Source organism: Lacisediminihabitans changchengi, assembly GCF_016634425.1.
GTDB classification, from domain to species: Bacteria; Actinomycetota; Actinomycetes; order Actinomycetales; family Microbacteriaceae; genus Lacisediminihabitans; species Lacisediminihabitans changchengi.
On record NZ_JAEPES010000003.1, the window covers coordinates 210108 to 230432 of the forward strand.

Sequence of the window (20325 nt, forward strand, 5' to 3'; positions counted from 1 at the left end):
GAACCGAATGAACCGGCGAACTGCTGGTGCAGTGAAAACAAGCGAACCCCTAGAGTTTACCGCGCTCCCCGTGTTTTGGCTGGCAGGTCCATAGACCGTTCACCGTCGGTTCGCGCGGCGAGGCTTTCGGAGACGTTCTGATGACGTGGGGATAAACCACTCCTGCGCGCTCGCATCGACCGCGAGCAACGATTTACCGCGCGCGATGCGTGTCTCATGCCGGGCATCTCTGCGCGCGTGGGCAGCCTCGCGCACCCGGTCTCGACGTGCGCGCGTCGCGTCCTCCCCCGCGAGGATCGCCAACTGTTCGACCTGTCCGCGCTGGTCGTCGGCGAGGTCCGAGACGCGATCGAGGATCTCGAGCGTGCCCGAGAGCTTCTCGAGAGCGGAGAACAGCACCATCAGCTTGCGGAACAGCAGAACGCCCAGCAGAACGAGCATCGCGACGAGCGCCAGGCTCAACCCCACCCAGATCAGCAGCCACACCCACCACGCGATCATGCGGGGTCGTCCGTGTAGCGAGCCGCGCCGGCCGCGGCCCAGTCGGCGACGACGGACCGCGCCTCCCCCGGGGCGATAACCGTGACCATGCCGGGAAGACCCGCGATGAGCCGCTTCAGCCCGTGATAGTGCGAGACCAGGATGTTCGCACGCAGTCGCCCGTCGACCTCCACCGTGGGGGTGCCATCGGGGATGTAGTCGGCAACGAGCGGCAGAGCAGACGGAAGGATCTCGATGGTGACGGGGAGGTCATCCGCCGTTCCCTCGAAGAGCGTGTCGGGAAGTGCGACCTCGCCGGCATGGAAGGTGATCGGCTCGGCTGTGACGAGGGGATCGCTGATGCGGTCGATGCGGAAGGTGCGCACGGCGGTACGCAGGTGACACCACCCGCGCAGATACCAGTCCGCATCGACCGATTCGATCCGCAGCGGATCGACCCGGCGACGCTCGTGCTCGCCGCGCGAATTGAGGTAGTCGAATTCGATCTGAACGCCGGCTGCGACGGATTCGCGGATGAGCGCGAGCGTCGCGTCAGACTCCGAGCCTTCCACGGCGACCTGGCTGGGCAGCGCGGAGGCGCCGTGGGACAGCTTGGTCATCAGCGAGGCGATGGCAGAGCGGTCGGCGTTCTCCGGCAGGGCGGAGAGGTACTGGAGCCCGGCAATCAGAGCGGCGGCCTCGCGCCCCGAGAAGCGCGGTGCGTCGTCGATTGCGACCAGGTTGGTGAGAACGATCTGGTCGTTCTCCTCGAAGTCGTCCCAGGCCAGGTCGAACAGGTCACCGTGCTGATACTGGCCGGTCTCCCCCGGGATTCCGGAGACGGCGATCAGCTCGACCGCCTCCCGCACCGCCATCGGCGTCACGCCGAAGTGGTTGGCCGTCTCCTGAACGCTGATTCGTTCGTGCTCCATGAGGAAGGGCACGAGCGACAGCAGGAAGGCGAGCTTGTCTTGCGCCTGCAGGGGAACGGCTCGATCAGCCATGGGATGCCTCCTGATCGGCGTGAGTGTTCGCCGTATCGAGCAGGCGGGCGCGCACCGCGGCGCGCAACACCGGCGGACTGAGCACGACGGCTTCCGGACCGTAGCCCGCGAGCTCGTCGGCGAAGATATTCGCGTCGGAGTAGTGAAGCCGCAGGGTGCCGTCGGGGAGCCGCTCCGTGCCGCGACGCTTGCGCAGGCGAGTGTCTGCGTCGGATCCCGCAACCACCTCCACATCGGCGGTATGCGATTGCCAGACCTGCTCGAGCTCGGCGAGGGCGCGAGCGGTCTGATCACCGACGGGCGCGGCGAAGGTAGTGGAGGTGAGCGTGACCGCACTCACGATGCGACGCAGCAGAAACGTCTTGGTGGTCTCGGTCTGCGGCTCGAGCGCATGAAGATGCCAGCGACCCTGGTGCTGAACCAGCGCGAGCGGAGCGACCTCGCGCACGCGGGCCTCGGCCTCTCCGGGCTTGAGGTAGGCGAAACGGACGATGGAATTGCGCTCTAGGGCCGCCCGCAGCGGCTCGAACGCGGCATCCCGCACCCGCAGTCGTGGAGCGTAGGCGAGAACCGGCTCGTCGGAGACCAGCCCGAGGCCGCGCAGCTTGACGATGGCGCGACGCGACTCCGCCGACAGCGAGCCCTCGCGCCAGACCATTGCGGCAAGGCCGAGCAGCGCGGTCTCCTCCGCGGAGAAACGGATGTCCGCGGGCAGCTCGTAGTCGCCGCGCGGGATTCGATAGCGCAGGTTCTGATTGTTGCCGGGTTGTCCGGGGCTGTCGATCGTTTCGAGCGGCACACCCAGGTCGCGGATGTCGTCTTTGTCGCGTTCGAACTGGCGCTCGAGGTTGGCGTTGTCGCCCGATCGGCGATAGCGCTGGCGATAACCCTGCACTGTTGACAGGATCTCGTGCTTGGTGAGGCCGGTCTCGGTGGCGAGCAGGGCCAGCACAAGGCTGAACAGACGTTCCTCGACGGGAACCTTCGCGGTGGGTGCTGAAGCTGACACGAGAGAGATCCTGGTTAGAAGGGAGACACTCGGCCTGTGTCGGTGAACAGAGCTGTGTCGCACATTGCTGTCGACAACTGCTGTCGACAGACTACCCGCGCAACGCTACGGGAAGATCGCCCGTTTCGGGGTCGAGCTCTACTGCGCGATGCCGAGGATGTCGACGACGTACACCAGCGTTGTGCCGGTGGGAACGGTGACCGTCTGGTCGCTGCCGTCGCTGACGGCGAGCTTCGGCGGAACGACCAGGAGTACGCGAGACCCGACCTTCTGGCCGATCAGCCCGGCGCGAAGGCCGGCGACGACGCCGGCGTTACCGAGGCCGATCACCTTGGCCTGGCCCTCACCGATGGTCCAGCTCGAATCGAAGACCGTCTGGTCTTTCCAACTGATCGCCGTGTACTTCGCGACGATGAAGCTGTCTTTCTTGGTCTTCGGGCCGGTTCCCTGCCGCAGCAGTTCTTTGGTGTAGGTGGTGGGCTCCTTGCCCGCGGGGAGCTGAATGCCGGGCTGGCCGGTCTTGGTGGTGACGACCGAGGGCAGGCCGTTCAGCGGGAGGCGGTTGAACCCTGTGGCCTGAGCGGGGAAGCTCTTGGTGACATCGAGCACGAAGACCAGGGAGTCGGACTTGCGGATGCCCTGGTACGGCTTGTCGTCGTGACCGTCTTTGGAGGTGGCGACGATCGCAATGCGGGAGTTGCCCTGCGCGCACTCGAGACCCTTGGTCACGGCATCGAATGCCGCGCCCTTTGCAATGGTCGAGAAGCCGTCACCCACGGTGTCGTAGTTGCCCTTGGCGACGACCTTGCCGGTGCGGCCGTTGAGGATGGTGAGGTCGTAGAACGCGGACTCCCCCGCGGTCATCGGCTTGCCCTTGCCCGAGACGAGCACGGAGGTCTGCGTCTTCGTGACGTGCAACGGCGTCGGGAAGCTCACCTTCGGCGCCTTCTTCAGAACGCCGCTGGCCTTCACCGATTCGGACGCTGCACCGGACGGCGCTGCGCTCGGCGTGCAGCCGGCGACGGAACCGTCCTTCACCAACGTGGAGGTTCCCGTGCAGGCGGTCAGGCCCGCGAGAATGGCGAAGGCAGCTAGGAGTGCCGTTGTCTTGCGCACGAATCCTCATTTCGGTTGTGCAGGGGTGATGCCGATCGATGCAACTAGGTAATTCTAGGGTTATGCCGGAGGCTCGTCTTTCGCGGCGGCCTCGGCGGCAATGGCCTGCTCGGCGGCGTGCTGCGCTGCACGCGCGGTGCGGCGGAGGCGCTTGTCGGTTGCGGTGCGGTCACCGAGCGCGCCCGGCGTCCAGGCCTCGACATCCTCGTCACTGAAGTCGGTCTTCGATGGTCGGCGCTTCAGCTGCGGCACAACGGTGTCTGGCGCGAGCCGGCGGGCGGTCAAAAGGAACCCGGTGTGCGCAACCATGCGATGGTCTGGCCGCACGGCGAGCCCCTCGACGTGCCAGCCGCGCACCATGGTCTCGGAGGAATCCGGGTCGGTGAACAGGCCGGTCGAACGGATGGCCTCGGCAACGCGGGAGAGCTGCGTGACGGTGGCGATGTAACAGAGCAGAACGCCGCCGGGGGTGAGCGCGTCGGCGACGACGTCGAGGTTCTCCCACGGGGCGAGCATGTCGAGCACGACACGGTCGACAGTTCCCGGTTCGACCGTGGACGGCAGGGCATCGGCGAGGTCTCCGACGGTGACGCTCCAGTTCTCGGGCTCAGCCCCGAGGAAGGTGGTCACGTTGGCCTTGGCCACGGTGGCGAACTCGTCTCGACGTTCAAACGAGGCGAGTCGGCCGCTCGGACCGATGCCGCGAAGCAGCCAGAGGCTCAATGCGCCCGACCCGACTCCGGCCTCCACCACGGTGGCACCCGGGAAGATGTCGCCCAGGCTCAGGATCTGCGCCGCATCCTTCGGGTAGACGATCGCCGCGCCCCGCGGCATCGACATGACGAAGTCGCCGAGAAGCGGGCGGAGGGCGAGGTACTCGTCGCCGTTTGTCGCCGTCACCACGGAGGCATCCTGCAGGCCGATCAGATCGTCGTGCTGGACCATTCCGCGGTGGGTGTGGAAGACCGCGCCCACCTCGAGGGTGATGGTATTGAGGCGACCCTTGGGGCCGGTGAGCTGCACGCGGTCGCCCGCACGGAATGGACCGCTTTGGCGGCGTTCTGCGGTCATGCCGCACCTGCTTTCTCGGCGCCGGAATTCTCGGCGTCGGATTTCATTGCGTCAGATTTCGCTGCGCCGTCTCGGGACGACCTGAAGAGGTCTCCGAGGTCGGCGACGGTCTTACCGGCGAGGGTCGGCCAGATCGTGTAGCCGAGCCCCTCGGTCAGCGGGGAATGAAGGGGCACGCCAACCGAGACCGCACCCGAGGCAACGGCAGCGGCGAGGCCGGTGACCGAATCCTCGATGGCGACACAGTCGAGCGCAGAAACCCCGAGCACCCGTGCGGCGTGAAGGTATGGCTCCGGGTGGGGCTTGCTGTGGGCGACCTCGTCTCCGGCGAGCACGAGATCGAAACCGTCGAAGGGCAGCAGGGAGGCGACATGTCGAGCCATGCGGCTGATCGACATCGTGACCAGAGCAGTCGGGATGCCGGCCTCACGCACCGAGCGCAGGAGCTCGAGGGCGCCGGGGCGCCATGTCACCGAGCTCTCGATGCGTGACTGCACGCGATCGGTCAGCCAGTCGATGATCTCCATCTCGGGAAGATCTACTCCGCGCCCCCGGAGAACGGCCGCCGAATGGTCGAGACCGGAGCCGACCAGGGCGAGCCCGTCGTCGTGCGTCCAGGTTCCACCAAAAGAACTGACAAGCTCCTCCTCGGCGGCGAGCCAGAACGGCTCGGTGTCGACGAGAGTGCCGTCCATGTCCCAGAGCACGGCGGCGGGCAGCAGATCATTCACGGAATCCGAGTTTAGACGGGACGGGGTTCTATCCTTGACGAATGGCAACGGGCCGCCGTCGGCACCGGGCAGGGAGAACATGTGACTGACTCAGGGATGCGCGGCTCGGGAATGCTGAGCGGCCGACTGCTGGTGGTGGCCTTCGAAGGCTGGAATGATGCCGGAGAGGCGGCAAGCGGTGCCGTGCGCTCGCTCAAAGAGCAGCTCGACGTCTACCCCATCTCCGAGATCGACGCGGAACGCTACTTCGATTTCCAATTCAATCGACCCATGGTGTCCATCGATGACGACGGACATAAGCAGCTGACCTGGCCGAACGTGACCGTGTACGGACCCACGGCGCTCAAGGTTCAGCAGGACCGTGCGGCGGCCGAGGCTTTAGAGGGCCAGGACGAGGGCGACGAGCTCGACGGGATCGGCGACAACTCCTCCAACATCTACCTGCTGCTGGGCACCGAGCCGTCGCGCAACTGGCGCAGCTTCACCGCCGAACTGATGGAGACGATCACCGAGACCGGTATCACCGGAATCGTGATGCTCGGGGCGATGCTCGCCGACGTGCCACATACCCGACCGATCAGTGTGTTCGTCGGCAGCGAGAACGCGGATCTCCGGGCCGAGTTGAGTGTGGAGCGGTCGACCTACGAGGGTCCGGTCGGCATCCTCAGCGTGCTGGGCGACGCTGCCGAGAAGGCGGGGATTCCTACGGTCTCGATCTGGGCATCCGTTCCCCACTACGTTCACAACGCGCCATCGCCCAAAGCGACGCTCGCGATCATCGACAAGCTCGAGGAGATCATCGACGTGGTCATCCCCCGCGGCGATCTCGTGGAGGAGTCGGCAGCCTGGGAGAGCGGCATCGACGCACTCGCCGCCGACGACGACGACATGGCGAGCTACATCTCGCAGCTCGAGCAAGCGCGCGACACGGTGGATTCCCCCGAGGCGAGCGGCGAGGCGATCGCTCAGGAGTTCGAGCGCTACCTGCGCCGGAGAGACGGCAAGGCCGGCGGCAAAGACCAGGGTGGCCCGACGGGTCCTCCCGGTTCGGATGACTGGCGGCCGAAGGAGTAGGTCGCTGCACCGTTGGTTGAGTAGCGCCCGAGAGACGAGGACGCGTGTTGAAACCTGGCGCGGGGTTTCGATACGCGAACGCCGTGGACGGCGTGCGCTACTCAACCAGCGGAGCGCAGTGTGGGGTTTCGATACGCGAACGCCGTAGACGGCGTGCGCTACTCAACCGGCGAGGGCGATGCCGAGGAGGGCGTCGATGGCGGCGACCAGGTCGGTGGAGGCGGGCAGTGCTGCATCGATGCGGGCATCGATGAGCTTCAGCGCGGCGGGGGTGTCGAGATCGAAGCTGAGCACAGTGCGAAGCTCGGCCACTCCCCCGTCGCCGGCAACAGCTTCCGCTGCCCACCTGGTCCACGCGGCGAGGCGTGCCGTGGCGATCTCGAGATGCTCGGTGGTCCACTCCCAGTCGGAGCGGTAGTGCTCGGAGAGCAGAGCCAGACGGAGCGCACGCGGGTCGGTGCCGGCGCGGACCAACTCCGAGACCAGCACGAGGTTGCCGAGCGACTTGCTCATCTTCTCGCCCTGGTACGCGACCATGCCGGCGTGGGCATATACCTCGGCCAGCGGTTCACCGGTGAGGGCCGCCGCGTGGCCGGCGCTGAATTCGTGATGGGGGAAGATGAGATCCGACCCGCCGCCGTTGACGGTGACCGGCGACGGCAGGTGGTTCAACGCGATGACCGCGCACTCGATGTGCCAGCCCGGGCGTCCGGCGCCGAGCACGGTCTCCCACGACGGCTCGCCTGCGCGGGCCGAACGCCAGAGCAGCGGATCGAGCGGATGCCGCTTGCCCGGCCGTGCGGGATCGCCGCCGCGCTCGGCGCTGAGCTCCAACATGTTGGCCCGGTCGAGGCGACTCTCCTGCCCGAGGAACCAGGGCGATGAGTCGGCGGCGCTGTCGAAATACAGGTCTTGGGCGGCATCCTCGCTGTCGACGGGGTACGCCACCCCGCTGACGAGCAGATCGTGCACGCCCGCGGCGATCTCGTCGATCACTTCGGTAACCGCGATGTAGCGCTCGGGCGGCAGGATGCGCAGGCTCTCCATGTCGCCACGGAACACGTCGATCTGCCCGGCGGCGAGGGTGCGCCAGTCCACGCCATCACGTGCGGCGCGTTCGAGCAGCGGATCGTCGACATCCGTCGAGTTCTGCACGTAGTGCACCTCGAGGCCGGCGTCGAGCCAGAGCCGCTGCAGCGTGTCGAAGGCCAGGTAGGTGGCCGCGTGACCCAGGTGGGTGGCGTCGTACGGGGTGATGCCGCAGACGTAGAGGCTTGCCGGTCCGTCGCCTCCGACCGACTGCAGTTCGTCGGTCGAGGAGTCATAGACGGTCGGGATGGGTCCGGTGCCGGGCACCGTCGGGACGTCGGGTCTGTGCCAGGACTTCACGCTGTGATCACCGGAAGAGTCTACGGGCGACAGTGTCGCCGCCCGCAACGGTGTGCGGTCAACCGAGCATCACGTCCCATTCGAAATCGGTGGCGTCGTCTTCTGCCTGCCGGGCCTCGGCGCTCGAATATGACCTTGCCGACGTCGTCAGCGCCTGAATAATCACCGATATCGGCGCGTCGGTCATGGACATCCCCGCGAGCGAGCCATCGGGCAAGCCGGTCTGCTCTTCATCGATCGACATTCCGGAACCCCTCGGGAGAAATACTTGGATCACCGGGGTCTGGGGCGCTGCAGTGAACGCTACTCGCGTTATGCACCGCGCGGAACGAAATGTTTCGACACAGGTCGTCAGAGAGCCAATGACCGATCCACCACGTCGGCGGCCACATCACGGAGGTTCCGTCCGGTGTTCCGTGCATGGGCACGCAGCAACGTGAACGCTAAGTCCATGTCCACGGCGCGCAGCTGAGCGATCACGCCCTTGGCCTGTTCGATGACGACACGACTCTCAAGCGCGTTCTGCAACTGCTCGCGGGCCACTTCGCTCTCGCGGATGGCTCGCTCCTGAAGGATGCCGATGGTCGCGACATCGGCGAGCCCCTGTGCTGCGGCAGCGTCCACCGCGGTGAGGCTTCCCGTAGCGGCCCGGAACAGGTTCACCGTTCCGATGATGGAGCCGCGGAGCCTCATCGGTACGCAATGGATCGATCTGAATCCCTGGGCAAGCGCCTCTTCGGCGAATTCGGGCCAGCGCGCCGCCTCCGCGGCGATGTCACTCACCACGACCACCTCACCGCAGACGAATGCCTCCAGACACGGACCGTTGCCGGAGCTGAGCTGCATCATCTCGACCAGCCGGCTCCGCTCGCTGGTAGCGGCGACGAGCGCGAGCTCTCCTTTGTCGTCGGCCAGCATCAGGCCCGCGGCCGAGGCATCCAGGAGTTGCGCGCTGGATTCGATCAACGTCTGCAACAGGTCGACGACGTCATACCCGGCCACCAGGGTGTCGGCAAGCCTGACGAAGGCGCCGACCAAGCGCTCTTCGCGCGATTCGGTCACCATTGGCTCAGTCTATGCATCTGCATCACCGTCTCGTCCACGGGTTTCGGGGGCATCGGTGGAGAACACCAGCCGTCGCTCGACCACATCATTTGCAATCTCTCTTACTGTCTTGGCGGAGCTGAAGGCGTGGGCGCGCAGCAGCAGCATCGCGTCGTCGGCGGCGATGTCGAGCTGCACCAGCACCATTCCCGTCGCCTGGTGAACCTCGTGGCGGGAGTAGCGGGATCCGCTCTCGCTGTCGTCGTGACTGTCGTTGAGCAGACGGCGCAGCACCTGCCACGAAGCGAGTTCGGCGAGCACCGACACCCGAGTGATCTGGTTATCGCTGAGCTGCTGTGCTGTTGATGAATACAGATCAACGGCCCCGATGTCCACACCCCCGACAGAAAGCGGGAACGCGAAGATTGACGCGATCGGCTCCCGACTGACCGCCTCGGCGAACGCCGGCCACGGGGTGTCGGCTTCGGACCGGAGATCCGGATGCAGAACCGGAGCGCGGTTCGCCATCGATTCCCAACACGGCCCCTGGCCGAGGTCGAATTGCATCTCGTCGAGACGAGAGGAGAGGTCATCCGTCGAGCAGATGGTGGACGGGCCCACCCGACTAGCCAGTACCGCCAGGGCGACTCCGGTGGTGGGAACAACGGAGAGGAACGGTCTGCAGAGGTCGGCCGTGCTGTCGCGCGAGTGCAGCAGTTCGCGCCGTGCAGTGTCGAAGGCGTCGTCGCTCATCGGACTTCCGTGATCGGTGCTGCGCGGCGGCGCTGCGAAGTCGCGGACCCGTTTCGCTGAGCCTACCCGTGCACGCCTCAGTTGGCGGCGATGACTCCGCTGGCGAGCAGCGCGATGAGGGCGATGCCGAGCAGGATGCGGTAGATCACGAAGGGAAGGAACGAGCGCTTCGAGATGTAGTTCATGAAGAACGCGATCACGACGAGGCCAACGACGAACGCAACGACGGTCGCGACGGCGATCTCGGCACCGGTGAAGTACTCGGTGGTCGGCGACTTGACCGTCTTGTACAGCTCGTACAGCCCACTGCCGAACACCGCGGGAATGGCGAGGAGAAATGAGTAGCGGGCGGCGGCGGCGCGCTCGTAGCCAAGGAACAACCCGGCGGTGATGGTGCCGCCCGAGCGGGAGACGCCGGGGATGAGGGCGAACGACTGAGCAACCCCGAATACCGCGGCGTGCGGGATGGTCAGGTCTTTGAGGCGACGCTTCTTCGCCCCGACATAGTCGGCGATGCCGAGCAGAATGCCGAAGACGATGAGGGTGACGGCGATGATCCAGAGCGAGCGGAACGTGGTCTCGATGGTCTTCTGGAAGAGGAGCCCCAGGATGACGATCGGGATCGACCCGAAGATGATGAACCAGCCCATCTTCGCGCTCGGGTCATTCCGCGGGATGCGCCCGAACAGCGCCAGGAACCAGCGCGAGATGATCTTCCAGATATCAGCCGCGAAGTAGACGACGACAGCCGCCTCGGTGCCGAGCTGGATGATCGCGGTGAATGCCGCCCCCGGGTCGGCACCGAGTCCCAACAACTCCCCCACGATTCGCACGTGAGCGCTGGAGGAGATCGGCAGGAACTCGGTCAGCCCCTGAACGATCCCGAGGATGATGGCGTTGATGAAGCCCACGAGAACCTACCTGTCAGTAATTCAGCAGCAGGTCCGTCAGAACGTGCCTGCCAAACACTAACGCGTCGAGCGGCACTCGCTCGTCAACGCCATGGAACATCGCCGGAAAGTCGAGGTCGGCGGGCAGCTTGAGCGGGGCGAACCCGTAGCCTTTGATGCCCAGGGTCGACAGTGCCTTATTGTCGGTGCCGCCCGACAGCAGGTACGGCAGCACGGGAGCGCCCGGGTCGTGGGCCTGCAGCGTCGACGTCATGGCGTCGACGAGCTCCCCCGAGAAGGCGGTTTCGAGCCCGATGTCGCGGTGCAGCACGACGATCTCGATGTCGGGGCCGACCAGTTCTTGCACCTGCGCGAGCACGGCATCCTCTTCACCAGGCAGGGTGCGAATGTCGATCAGCGCCTCTGCGGTGTCGGGGATCACGTTGTGCTTGTAGCCGGCGGTCAGCACGGTCGGGTTGGTGGTGGTACGCAGCGAAGCCTGGATGAATCGACTGGTCGATCCGGTGGCGAGGGCCACCTCATCCGGTCCGACCGTCTGAGGGTCGATGTTCAGGATGCCGGCGAGCTCGGTGATCAGCTCGGTCGTCGTCTCGGTGAGGCGGATCGGCCACTCTTGGGTGCCGATGGTCGCGACCGCGGCGGCGAGTTTGGTGACCGCGTTGTCGCGCATCATCTGCGAACCGTGGGCGGCCGTGCCGCGGGCGACCAGCTTGATCCAGATGAGCGCCTTCTCGCCGGTCTGCAGCAGGTACGCCCGCTTGCCGTTGAGGGTCACCGAGTATCCGCCCACTTCGCTGATCGCCTCGGTCGCGCCGGCGAAGAGCTCCGGACGTTCGCGCACCAGGTAGTGCGAGCCGTAGACGCCGCCGTTCTCCTCGTCGGCGAAGAACGCCACCACCAAATCCCGGGCGGGTTGGCGGCCGGAGCTCAGGATGTCGTCGAGCGCCGTGAGCATCATGGCGTCCATGTTCTTCATGTCGACGGCACCGCGGCCCCAGAGCAGCCCGTCTTTGATGACGCCGCCGAAGGGGTCGACGCTCCAGTTATCCGGCTGGGCGGGCACGACGTCGGTGTGGCCGTGCACGACCAGGGCAGGTTTGCTGCGGTCGGCACCCTCCACGCGTGCCACGACGCTCACCCGGCCGGGCTCGGATTCGAACAGCTCCGGCTGGAGCCCGATGCGCGTCAGGTGCGAGGCGACGTACTCGGCCGCATCCGTCTCCCCGTTGGATTTGCCGCCGCCGTAGTTGGTGGTGTCGAAGCGGATCAGGTCGCGGGCGATGCGCGCGGTGGCGTCGAGTTCGTCGTACTGGGTGGCGTCAGACATGCTTCAACGCTATCCGGTACGCCCCGGTGTGCTGGGCCACGCAGACTCACGCCGTGAGCAGCGCAGCCATCAGCTTCGGGGCGAAGGGCTCGGCGACACTCAGCACGAGTCTGGTGCGCGCACGCTCGGTCGGTGGATGCCCGCGGAAGCGCCCGCGCAGGTCACTGACGGTCTGACCGCGGCCGGGGCCATTCGTCGTGTCGATCTCGACGTGCACGATCGGCGCCGAATCGAGCTCGAGGTCACCCAGCGCGACGGCGGCGGCGAGGGGATCGTGCAGCACCGACACGCGTCGGCCGAAGACCTGCACGTAGAAGTCGAAGTAGGTGTCGAGCATCTCGCCGATCGCGTGGGCGACCGGACGGGTCGACGCGAGCAGGCGGTCGCGGTCGTCCGTGTCGAGCAGGCTCTGCATCGTGGTGTCGAGCGGCACCAGCGTCACCGGCCAGGCTGCTTCGAGAACCGCGGCAGCGGCATCCGGATCGTTGTGGACGTTCGCCTCGGCGACCGGCGTGACGTTGCCGGGCACCATGGCGGCCCCGCCCATGATCGTCACGTCGGCGACGAGGTCGGCGATTGTCGGGTCGAGGCGCAGTGCGATGGCGAGATTGGTGAGCGGCCCGATCGCGATCACCCGCAGTTGGCCGGCGTTCTCGTGAGCCAGTCGCACCAACATCTCGGGTGCGGATTCGGCAACCGGATGCCGTGGAGATTCCGGTAACACCACCCCGCCGATGCCGTTGTCGCCGTGCACCCGCGTGGCCCCGCCATGGAACGCCCGCGTGAGGAAGTCGTGCTCCCCCACCGCCACCGGGATGTCGTCGCGGCCCGCCAGAGCGAGCAGGTCGAGCGTGTTGCGAGCAGCACCGGCTGCGGAGGTATTGCCGCTGACGGTGCCGATGCCGAGGAGGGCAGCGTGCTCGGAGGCGAGCAGGTAGGCGATCGCCATGGCGTCGCCGATGCCGGTATCGCAGTCGAGGTAGACGGGCAGCGCGGCGGCAGAATCGGGCATGGTTCTCCAGTTTTCGGGGCAGCCTTCATTGTCGCGAACGATGAACAGTGCCGCGGGTAAAAAACGCTCCCGAGAGCGTGCTAATGTCTTACCTCGGTGCTTCTGCAAGGGAACATCAGATGCGCGCGGATGGCGGAAATGGCAGACGCGCTAGCTTGAGGTGCTAGTGCCCGTATAGGGCGTGGGGGTTCAAGTCCCCCTTCGCGCACAAAGGGTGGTTCGGCTAATTCAGCCGGTCCACTTCATGAAATGGGTCGCGACAATCGGTAATCGGTTGTCCGGCCCATTTTTTGTGTTCGGATGGCGGATGATCGCGGCGGTATCCCGTCGCGTCGCTCCGCCGCGAGACGGCGCCTCAGGTGCGCCGATAGAGTGCAGCACAGCACGCAATGTCGTCTCCGGCACTTATGCGGCGGCGGCGCCGGAAAAATCTTGAAGAAAATCCGGGCGTAGTTGTCGATCCGGCGGCAGGATGTTCGTCGTCATTAGTGACGGAGCCGGACAGGCTGGCCCGCGACTTAATGCAAGGAGGCAGCTCCATGTCCCAGTACGCAATCCTCATCTACGAAGACCCGGCGTTCTACGCGAACGCATCGCCGGAGACGTGGAGTGCGGTGATCGACGCGCACAACACGTTCACCAAGCAGGTCTCCGAGCTCGGCGGGTCTCTCGTCGGCGGGGCGGCGCTCGCGCCCACGACGACGGCCACCACGATCAAGGGTGGCGGCACGGTGACTGACGGCCCGTTCGTCGAGACCAAGGAGGCCTTCGGCGGCTACTACGTCGTGGAGGCGCGCGACCTCGACCACGCCATCGAGATCGCCAAACTGTGCCCGGCCCCCGGCGGCGGCGTCGAAGTTCGCCCGGTCGTGGACCCGACGACCAACCCGTTCTAATCACTCCCAGCGACGAGCCGACCGCGTCCGCAATGCAGGCGGACGCGGTCGCTGCCGCGCTGACGCAGGCCCACCGCTCGGAGTGGGCCTTCGTACTGTCCGCCACGGTGCGCGTCGCGGGCGACCTGGACGTCGCGGAGGAGTGCGCGCAGGAGGCGTACGTCAGCGCGCTACGGGCCTGGACCCGGGACGGCGTCCCGGAGCGGCCCGGCGCGTGGCTGACCACGGCGGCGCGGAACCATGCGCTGGACCGGTTACGTCGCGAGGTCACCCTCCGGCGCAAGCTCCCGCTGCTCGTGGAGCCGGCGACCGTCGATCCGCACGACCCGGCCGCCCTGGACTGGCCCGACGCCGCGGTGCCGGATGACCGACTCCGGCTGGTATTCATCTGCTGTCACCCCACCCTCGCCCCCGAAGCCCGCGTTGCTCTCACCCTGCGCCTGGTCTGCGGCGTTCCCACGCCCGACGTCGCCCGGGCCTTCCTGGTGTCCGAGCCGACGATGGCGGCACGGATCACCCGGGCAAAGAAGAAGATCTCCGACGCGCGGATCCCCTACCGGGTTCCGGCCCGGGCGGAGCTGCCCGAGCGCCTGGACAGTGTCCTCACCGCCCTCCACCTGCTCTTCAGCACCGGCCACACGGCCGGCGAGGGTGACGCGCTCGTCCGTGAGGAGCTCTGCGACCGGGCCCTGCACCTTGCGCGCACCCTCGCCGCAATGCTCCCCGAGCAGGCCGAGACCCGCGGCCTGCTGGGCCTACTGCTCCTCACCGACGCGCGCCGGGCCACCCGCACCGACGAACAGGGCCGGCTGCTCCTGCTCGCTGACCAGGACCGAACGCGCTGGGATCAACGCGCGATTCTGGAGGGGCTCACGGTGACAGCCGGGGCGTTGGCGTCCGGCCCACCGGGGCGGTTCACCCTGCAGGCGGCGATCGCCGGTGTGCACGCGATGGCGCCGTCCCTGGAGCAGACCAACTGGCCGCGCGTAGTGCACCTTTACGACCGGCTGCTGGCGGTGTGGAACACCCCGGTGGTCGCGCTCAATCGGGCTGCCGCCGTGGCGTTCGCCGACGGTCCGGCCGCCGCCCTGCCGCTCCTCGACGAGCTGGCCACCGATCCCCGACTCGCCGACTATCCCTATCTTCCGGCCACGCGCGCCGACCTGCTGCGCCGCCTCGGCGATGCCGACGGCGCGGCTCAGTCGTATCGGCGCGCGATGGAGCTCACGGCGAATGCCGCGGAGCGCGCGTTCCTGGAGCAGCGGCTGGCCGAGGTCAGTCGCGACGCCGGCGCCGAGCCCGCGCCCGGCTGAGGACGGCGGGCTCGGCAGTCACTGCTCCGAGCCCCGCGGGGGCTCCCTCGTCGAACCCCTGGCTCGGGTACTCCCCCGCATCGAATTGCTCGCGCAAGAGCGCCTCCCCTTGGTTGTCTAGCCGTATCGATCCGGAACCGGCGCCCACGGCCGCTGACACTCATGAACGACCTACATTCGAAGGACCTTCTCCTATGCATTCGGCATGGTCCCCGAAAGTGACGATGACTTACTCGATTCGCACCCCCTTGTCCGTGTAGGAGATGCCGAGCTATTTGTCGACAGGGAGCGCCCGGTTGCCGCGCTGGTAGTGCCGACACTCGCTCCGTCCTACATCACTTGGCCGTGGGCGTCTCTGCCGCCGACCTCCGGCCCTTCCGAGGTATTCGGAACTCCGAATTTTGCGTGGGTGGTCTTTCGCGAGTTGGAGTCATTCGAGAGCGCGGGAACGTACTCGTCAACGGCAGTATGAATCGGTCGTGACGGCAGGTGGAGTTCAGTCGAATTGGGTCACCTCACTCCGATTGGAGCTGACGACGATGGCGTTTGGCTGACGGATCAACCTGTTCCGATGGTCGCAGACACCTCACAGGTCATGTCGACGGGGAGTTTCGAGTACGTGGCACCGCCGCCGGTTAAGACACGATCGGGCCCGAGTGTCAATGCGAGAGGCACGCCGGCGAACCGTCCGGGGTATTGCTGAGCAAATTGCTTGGAGGAACTGATTCGCACACAAAGCGCAATCGCAATGTGACGAACGTTCGCGTAAAGCTGTTGCGCGGGCGCCGTGACATCCGCCCCCTCAAGCGGGCCGACGATTCTTGCCCCGGATTGCGGTGTCGACGAAGACGTAGGTATCCCGGCTTGCTGCTGGGGCGTTCTGCTGAGGCTCGAACCGGTGAAGGCTGCTAGCTGCGGCACTGGCGGAAGCGTGCCTGGAGAGTAAAACGCGAGGACGCTCCACAGGCACAGAATTGTGCCCACCACCCCAAGCGTTCCGCCCAAAAACGGCAGAACGCGAGCCGACTCTCCACGAGCGGACCCTGCTCGTCGCACACCGACGTCCGGGTCGATCAGGGCGAGCAGATACGCGGAGCTTCCCCGCGCCCGCCTGATGATAGACACGAGACTGTCCCCCGTATAGGGGACACGCGATAATTCTGCGTTAACGATTCGGCCGAATGTGAACGCGGTGTTAAAGGATCGAATAGTTCGCCGAAATACCAAACCGTGATCGGCATGCCTCCGTAACCCGTTACATGTCGCTCGCCAAATCCCCCCGAATGGGGGACACCTTCGTCGGCGCCTACTCTCGGATCCGCTCGATGCTCCCCGAACTGGCCTCGTTCGGTTCCGTCGGAGTGATTGCCTTCGTCGTCGACTTCGTCGTTTTCAATGTTTTGCGCTCGACGGTGCTCGGCGACCAGGTTCTCTTGGCCAAGGCGGTTTCGGTCGCCGTGTCCACGGTGGTCGCCTGGCTCGGCAATCGATACCTCACCTTTCGCAAGCGCCGGGGCCGCCCGGCCTGGCGCGAAGGTGCGCTGTTCGCCCTCAGCAACCTGATCGGCCTGGGAATCGCCGTCGGCTGCCTGTTCGTCTCTCATACTCTGCTCGGTCTCACCTCGGCCGTCGCAGACAACATCTCCGCCAACGTTGTCGGACTCGTGCTCGGTACCTCATTCAGATACTTCGCCTACCGCACCTTCGTGTTCGCACCCACCGCTGGAGGAAACCCGAATGACCTCGAAATGGTTAAGCAGATTAGCTGACGACCCGATACTGCCCCCCGCACCATCCGCACCATCCGCACCCAGCGATCCCGGCACCAGCGTGCCCAATCGCGGTGACCTCGGAACGATCAGCCCCACCGGCTCGACCGGAACGATGTCGGGCGACTGGACCGCGGTCGTCGGATACGGCGTTCTGGTGCTTCTGGCGATCGTGCTCACCGCGATCGCTTTGACCACCCTCTGGTGGATGCTCCATGCCTGGAAGTCAGACGGCAACCTGCGCAAGACGGGCTTCTCTGCCAACCCGCTCCCCCCGGCACACTCGTTCACCCTGCTCGTCCCGGGCAGGCACGAGGAGGAGGTAATGGGCCAGACCCTCGACACACTCGCGGCACAGACCCATCCGAACGTGCAGATCATCGCGATCGTGGGCGACGACGACCCGGGAACGGATCGGGTCGTCCGCGAAGCGGCAGCGCGACATCCGGAGCTGATCACCGTGGTGGTCGACTCGAGCGTTCCGAAGAACAAGCCCAAGGCTCTTAACACCGCGCTCGCCTATGCCACCGGCGACATCGTCGGGGTGTTCGACGCCGAGGACGAGGTGCACCCGCATCTGCTTGAGCTCATCGACTCCAAGTTCAGCGAGACCGACGCCGGTGTCGTGCAGGGCGGCGTGCAGCTGATGAACTTCCAGTCCAGCTGGTGGTCGCTGCGCAACGTGCTCGAGTACTACTTCTGGTTCCGCTCCCGTCTGCACTTCCACGCGGGCGCCCGCTTCATTCCGCTCGGCGGCAATACCGTGTTCATCAAGCGTGCGCTGCTCGAGCGCAACGACGGCTGGGATGCGGAGTGCCTCGCCGAAGACTGCGAGATCGGCGTGCGGCTGTCGAGCCAGGGCGAGAAGGTCGTCGTCGCCTACAGCCCCGAGGTCGTCACCCGCGAGGAGACGCCCGGCACGCTGATGTCGCTGTTCAAGCAGCGCACGAGGTGGAACCAGGGCTTTCTGCAGGTGCTCGGCAAGGGCGAGTGGAAGAAGCTCCCCACCGTGCGCCAGCGGCTATTCGCCCGCTACATCCTGGCCATGCCGTTTCTGCAGGCGATCACCGGGCTGATGATCCCGCTGTCGCTCGTGCTGATCCTGTTCGTGAAGGTGCCGACAGTCATCGCCCTGATCACGTTCATCCCCCTGGCGCCGACACTGATCACCGTCGCGGTGGAGATCGCCGGCCTCGGCGAGTTCGGGCGGCTGTACGAGACCAGGGTGCGGGCGCGCGACTACGTCCGTCTGGTGCTCGGCACCTTCCCGTTCCAGGTGTTCCTGGCGATCGCCGCAATCCGCTCGGTACTGCGCCAGCTGCGCAACGAGACGGGCTGGGAGAAGACGGCCCACGCCGGCGTGCACCTGCGCCCGATGGAGTCCGCCGACCCGCACCAGATCCCCGACCGTGAACCCGAGACCGTGGGGAGCGCACGATGACCAGCACCACCCACGACGGGTCGACAGTCGTCCAGCTGACGGATGCCGCGAGCCGGGCATCCGTTCGAATCAAGCTCGCGGCCCTCCGCCACCGCCTCACGTTGCTCTGGCTCTCCCCCACCCTCGTTCTGGCCGGAATCGCCACCTTCCTCAACTTCGGCGGCTCGCCGCAGCGCATCGACGACGAGGGCACGTACACGGCGCAGGCCTACGCCGTCAGCCACTTCGGCGAACTCGCGCACTACACGTATTGGTACGACCACCCACCGCTGGGCTGGCTGCAGATCGCCGGATACACCCAGCTCACCGGGGCCTTCGCTCGGTACAGCACGGCGGTGCTCGCCGGACGAGAAGCGGTCATCGTCTTCTCTCTGATCTCCGTGGTGCTGCTCTGGGTACTCGCGCGGAGGGTGGGGCTGACCCGTGCGGCTGCCGCGGCGGCCGGGGTCATCTTCGCCGTCTCGCCGCTGGCCGTGCAGTTTCACCGCTCGGTATACCTCGACAACGTGGCGACACCCTGGCTGATCGCCGCCTTCGTGCTCGCTCTGAGCAAGCGCAATCAGCTGGCCGGGTTCGCCGCATCCGCCGCCTGTTTCAGTGTCGCCGTGCTCAGCAAGGAGACGTTTTTGCTCGCCCTCCCGTTCCTCATCTGGGCGATGGTGCGATCATCGCGTGCGCAGACCCGCCGCTACACCCTCTCCGTCGCCGGAACGGTTCTCGTGCTGATCGGATTCAGCTACGTGCTGCTTGCGCTGGTGAAGGGCGAACTGCTCCCGGGTGCCGGACGGGTGAGCCTGTTCGACGGCGTCACGTTCCAGCTCGGAACCCGCGCGAGCAGCGGTTCGGTGTTCGACCCGGCCAGCCTGATCAGCCGCACCTTCGCCATCTGGACACAGCTCGACCCGGTGTTCATCGTGTTTGGCATTCTGGCGGCGATCGCGGGAGTATTCGCGCGGCGGCTGCGGGTGTTCGCCGTCATGACGCTCGCCCTGGTCGCGTTCATGTTCCGCCCGGGCGGCTACCTTCCGGTGCCGTACGTGATCATGCTGCTGCCCTTCGGCGCGCTGCTCATCGCCGGGGTCACCGACTCCGCCGTCCGCGCAATCCGCCGCCGGGCCGCTGGCCGCTGGCGCGCCATCGTCTGGGCAACTGCCGCCACTCTCGCCCTGGCCGTCGCCGTCCCGGTATGGACCGTGCAGTTGCGCGGACTCTTCCTCGCCGACCTCGATTCCCCGATGCGATCGGCCGAGCAGTGGGTCGAAACGAACGTCGCTCACGACCAGCGCCTGATCGTCGACGACTCGATGTGGGTCGACCTGGAGCGTGCTGGCTGGGCCCGCGACAACGTGGTCTGGTACTACAAGATCGACACCGACCCGGCCGTCGAGGCGCAGTCCCCGCAGGGCTGGAAAGACTCGGACTACATCGTCGCCACGAACTCGATGCGCACCGGCGCCGGGACGTCGGCCGAGGTGACCGAGGCGATCGCCAACTCGACCGTGGTCGCCTCGTTCGGACAGGCCGAACAGGCCGTGCAGGTGCGGCGCATCGAGCCGGAGGGCATGGCAGCAGCGAAAACGGATGCCGCGGCGGCCCAGCAGAGCCGGGCCGAGACCGGCACGCAGTTGGCACAGAACCCCGCCCTCGGCACCTCCGTTGCCAACAAGCGTCTCTTGACCGCCGGTCGCGTGGACGACCGCATCACCCTCGCGCTCGGTTCTGCCACCGCCATCTCTTCGATCACGGTGCAGAACTTCCCGGCCGTTGCCGGGGAGACAGGGCCACTCCGCCAGGTGCTCATCACCGCCTTCGGCAGCCGCACCGCAGTCAGTGACGGCCGACTCACCTCGGCCGCGAAGAGCTTCGTCACCGGGCTCACCGGAACGTTCGTGCCGCAATCGGCCCGCGGCACGGGCGGCGGCCTGCTCCTCACCTACGGATCCCGATGATCCACGCTGTGTCACCCGACCACACCCGAATGGAAC

The 20325-nt window shown here is 66.4% G+C and carries 19 protein-coding genes and 1 tRNA gene; 7 read left to right on the forward strand and 13 right to left on the reverse strand.

Going from position 1 to position 20325, the window contains the following annotated elements; all coding sequences use genetic code 11:
• Positions 1-99: 99 nt before the first annotated feature.
• From IV501_RS09365 to IV501_RS09390, 6 genes are all read right to left on the reverse strand, one after another.
• Positions 100-501 (reverse strand): hypothetical protein, encoded by a 402-nt coding sequence (locus IV501_RS09365; protein WP_200555303.1) that lies wholly within the window; start codon positions 499-501, stop codon positions 100-102.
• Complete coding sequence (locus tag IV501_RS09370; protein WP_200555302.1) at positions 498-1484, reverse strand: helix-turn-helix transcriptional regulator; 987 nt, start codon at positions 1482-1484, stop codon at positions 498-500. The genes IV501_RS09365 and IV501_RS09370 overlap by 4 nt, the downstream gene beginning before the upstream one ends.
• Entirely contained in the window at positions 1477-2493 is a 1017-nt protein-coding gene (locus tag IV501_RS09375) for a helix-turn-helix transcriptional regulator (RefSeq protein WP_200555301.1), read from the reverse strand. The genes IV501_RS09370 and IV501_RS09375 overlap by 8 nt, the downstream gene beginning before the upstream one ends.
• Positions 2494-2631: 138 nt before the next feature.
• On the reverse strand, positions 2632-3609 hold the full coding sequence (locus IV501_RS09380; protein ID WP_200555300.1) for an FKBP-type peptidyl-prolyl cis-trans isomerase: 978 nt from the start codon (positions 3607-3609) through the stop codon (positions 2632-2634).
• A 60-nt stretch (positions 3610-3669) separates the two neighbouring features.
• Positions 3670-4680 carry a tRNA (adenine-N1)-methyltransferase gene (locus tag IV501_RS09385; protein ID WP_200555299.1) on the reverse strand — a complete coding sequence of 337 codons (1011 nt, stop codon included), beginning with the start codon at positions 4678-4680 and terminating at the stop codon, positions 3670-3672.
• Entirely contained in the window at positions 4677-5411 is a 735-nt protein-coding gene (locus IV501_RS09390) for an HAD family hydrolase (protein WP_307812186.1), read from the reverse strand. Before IV501_RS09390 ends, IV501_RS09385 begins: the two co-directional genes overlap by 4 nt.
• A 96-nt stretch (positions 5412-5507) precedes the next feature.
• On the opposite strand from IV501_RS09390, the gene IV501_RS09395 reads away from it, so the two are divergent.
• Positions 5508-6485 (forward strand): PAC2 family protein, encoded by a 978-nt coding sequence (locus IV501_RS09395; RefSeq protein WP_200555463.1) that lies wholly within the window; start codon positions 5508-5510, stop codon positions 6483-6485.
• Between the two features lie 162 nt (positions 6486-6647).
• On the opposite strand, the gene mshC is transcribed toward IV501_RS09395, so the two are convergent.
• The 7 genes from mshC to IV501_RS09430 all read right to left on the reverse strand — a co-directional run bounded on the left by mshC (position 6648) and on the right by IV501_RS09430 (position 12921).
• On the reverse strand, positions 6648-7874 hold the full coding sequence (mshC, locus tag IV501_RS09400) for a cysteine--1-D-myo-inosityl 2-amino-2-deoxy-alpha-D-glucopyranoside ligase (RefSeq protein ID WP_200555298.1): 1227 nt from the start codon (positions 7872-7874) through the stop codon (positions 6648-6650).
• Positions 7875-7932: 58 nt separating this feature from the next.
• A complete protein-coding gene (locus tag IV501_RS09405; protein WP_200555297.1) occupies positions 7933-8118 on the reverse strand; it encodes a hypothetical protein in 186 nt (61 codons plus the stop codon).
• A gap of 107 nt (positions 8119-8225) precedes the next feature.
• A complete protein-coding gene (locus tag IV501_RS09410; RefSeq protein WP_200555296.1) occupies positions 8226-8939 on the reverse strand; it encodes a GAF and ANTAR domain-containing protein in 714 nt (237 codons plus the stop codon).
• A gap of 9 nt (positions 8940-8948) precedes the next feature.
• Positions 8949-9671, reverse strand: coding sequence for a GAF and ANTAR domain-containing protein (locus IV501_RS09415; protein ID WP_200555295.1), 723 nt, complete (start codon positions 9669-9671; stop codon positions 8949-8951).
• Positions 9672-9748: 77 nt separating this feature from the next.
• Positions 9749-10582, reverse strand: a complete 834-nt coding sequence (locus IV501_RS09420) for an undecaprenyl-diphosphate phosphatase (protein ID WP_200555294.1) — start codon at positions 10580-10582, stop codon at positions 9749-9751.
• A gap of 13 nt (positions 10583-10595) precedes the next feature.
• Entirely contained in the window at positions 10596-11909 is a 1314-nt protein-coding gene (locus IV501_RS09425) for a M20/M25/M40 family metallo-hydrolase (protein ID WP_200555293.1), read from the reverse strand.
• Positions 11910-11955: 46 nt separating this feature from the next.
• Positions 11956-12921: a nucleoside hydrolase gene (locus IV501_RS09430; protein WP_200555292.1), complete on the reverse strand. Its 966-nt coding sequence runs from the start codon at positions 12919-12921 to the stop codon at positions 11956-11958.
• Positions 12922-13044: 123 nt separating this feature from the next.
• Between IV501_RS09430 and IV501_RS09435 the strand changes: the two genes are divergently transcribed.
• The 6 genes from IV501_RS09435 (at position 13045) to IV501_RS09460 (ending at position 20289) form a co-directional block, all read left to right on the forward strand.
• Positions 13045-13129, forward strand: a tRNA-Leu gene (locus IV501_RS09435).
• 331 nt (positions 13130-13460) lie between these two features.
• The gene (locus IV501_RS09440; RefSeq protein ID WP_200555291.1) at positions 13461-13817 is read left to right on the forward strand and encodes a YciI family protein; all 357 of its coding nucleotides are present in this window, start codon (positions 13461-13463) and stop codon (positions 13815-13817) included.
• Between the two features lie 32 nt (positions 13818-13849).
• A complete protein-coding gene (locus IV501_RS09445; RefSeq protein ID WP_200555290.1) occupies positions 13850-15130 on the forward strand; it encodes an RNA polymerase sigma factor in 1281 nt (426 codons plus the stop codon).
• Positions 15131-16455: 1325 nt separating this feature from the next.
• A complete protein-coding gene (locus tag IV501_RS09450) occupies positions 16456-16899 on the forward strand; it encodes a GtrA family protein (protein WP_234698123.1) in 444 nt (147 codons plus the stop codon).
• Positions 16900-16960: 61 nt separating this feature from the next.
• Positions 16961-18340, forward strand: a complete 1380-nt coding sequence (locus tag IV501_RS09455; RefSeq protein ID WP_307812185.1) for a glycosyltransferase family 2 protein — start codon at positions 16961-16963, stop codon at positions 18338-18340.
• The gene (locus IV501_RS09460; protein WP_200555288.1) at positions 18337-20289 is read left to right on the forward strand and encodes an ArnT family glycosyltransferase; all 1953 of its coding nucleotides are present in this window, start codon (positions 18337-18339) and stop codon (positions 20287-20289) included. Before IV501_RS09455 ends, IV501_RS09460 begins: the two co-directional genes overlap by 4 nt.
• Positions 20290-20325: the final 36 nt, after the last annotated feature.

Excerpts from the sequence above, each read along its gene's own strand:
- IV501_RS09445 (WP_200555290.1), top strand. The coding sequence starts at position 13,850 with ATGCAGGCGGACGCGGTCGCTGCCGCGCTGACGCAGGCCCACCGCTCG.
- IV501_RS09440 (WP_200555291.1), top strand. The coding sequence starts at position 13,461 with ATGTCCCAGTACGCAATCCTCATCTACGAAGACCCGGCGTTCTACGCG.
- IV501_RS09385 (WP_200555299.1), bottom strand. The coding sequence starts at position 4,680 with ATGACCGCAGAACGCCGCCAAAGCGGTCCATTCCGTGCGGGCGACCGC.
- IV501_RS09450 (WP_234698123.1), top strand. The coding sequence starts at position 16,456 with ATGCTCCCCGAACTGGCCTCGTTCGGTTCCGTCGGAGTGATTGCCTTC.
- IV501_RS09405 (WP_200555297.1), bottom strand. The coding sequence starts at position 8,118 with ATGTCGATCGATGAAGAGCAGACCGGCTTGCCCGATGGCTCGCTCGCG.
- IV501_RS09410 (WP_200555296.1), bottom strand. The coding sequence starts at position 8,939 with ATGGTGACCGAATCGCGCGAAGAGCGCTTGGTCGGCGCCTTCGTCAGG.
- IV501_RS09395 (WP_200555463.1), top strand. The coding sequence starts at position 5,508 with ATGCGCGGCTCGGGAATGCTGAGCGGCCGACTGCTGGTGGTGGCCTTC.
- IV501_RS09460 (WP_200555288.1), top strand. The coding sequence starts at position 18,337 with ATGACCAGCACCACCCACGACGGGTCGACAGTCGTCCAGCTGACGGAT.
- IV501_RS09370 (WP_200555302.1), bottom strand. The coding sequence starts at position 1,484 with ATGGCTGATCGAGCCGTTCCCCTGCAGGCGCAAGACAAGCTCGCCTTC.
- IV501_RS09425 (WP_200555293.1), bottom strand. The coding sequence starts at position 11,909 with ATGTCTGACGCCACCCAGTACGACGAACTCGACGCCACCGCGCGCATC.
- IV501_RS09415 (WP_200555295.1), bottom strand. The coding sequence starts at position 9,671 with ATGAGCGACGACGCCTTCGACACTGCACGGCGCGAACTGCTGCACTCG.
- IV501_RS09365 (WP_200555303.1), bottom strand. The coding sequence starts at position 501 with ATGATCGCGTGGTGGGTGTGGCTGCTGATCTGGGTGGGGTTGAGCCTG.
- IV501_RS09430 (WP_200555292.1), bottom strand. The coding sequence starts at position 12,921 with ATGCCCGATTCTGCCGCCGCGCTGCCCGTCTACCTCGACTGCGATACC.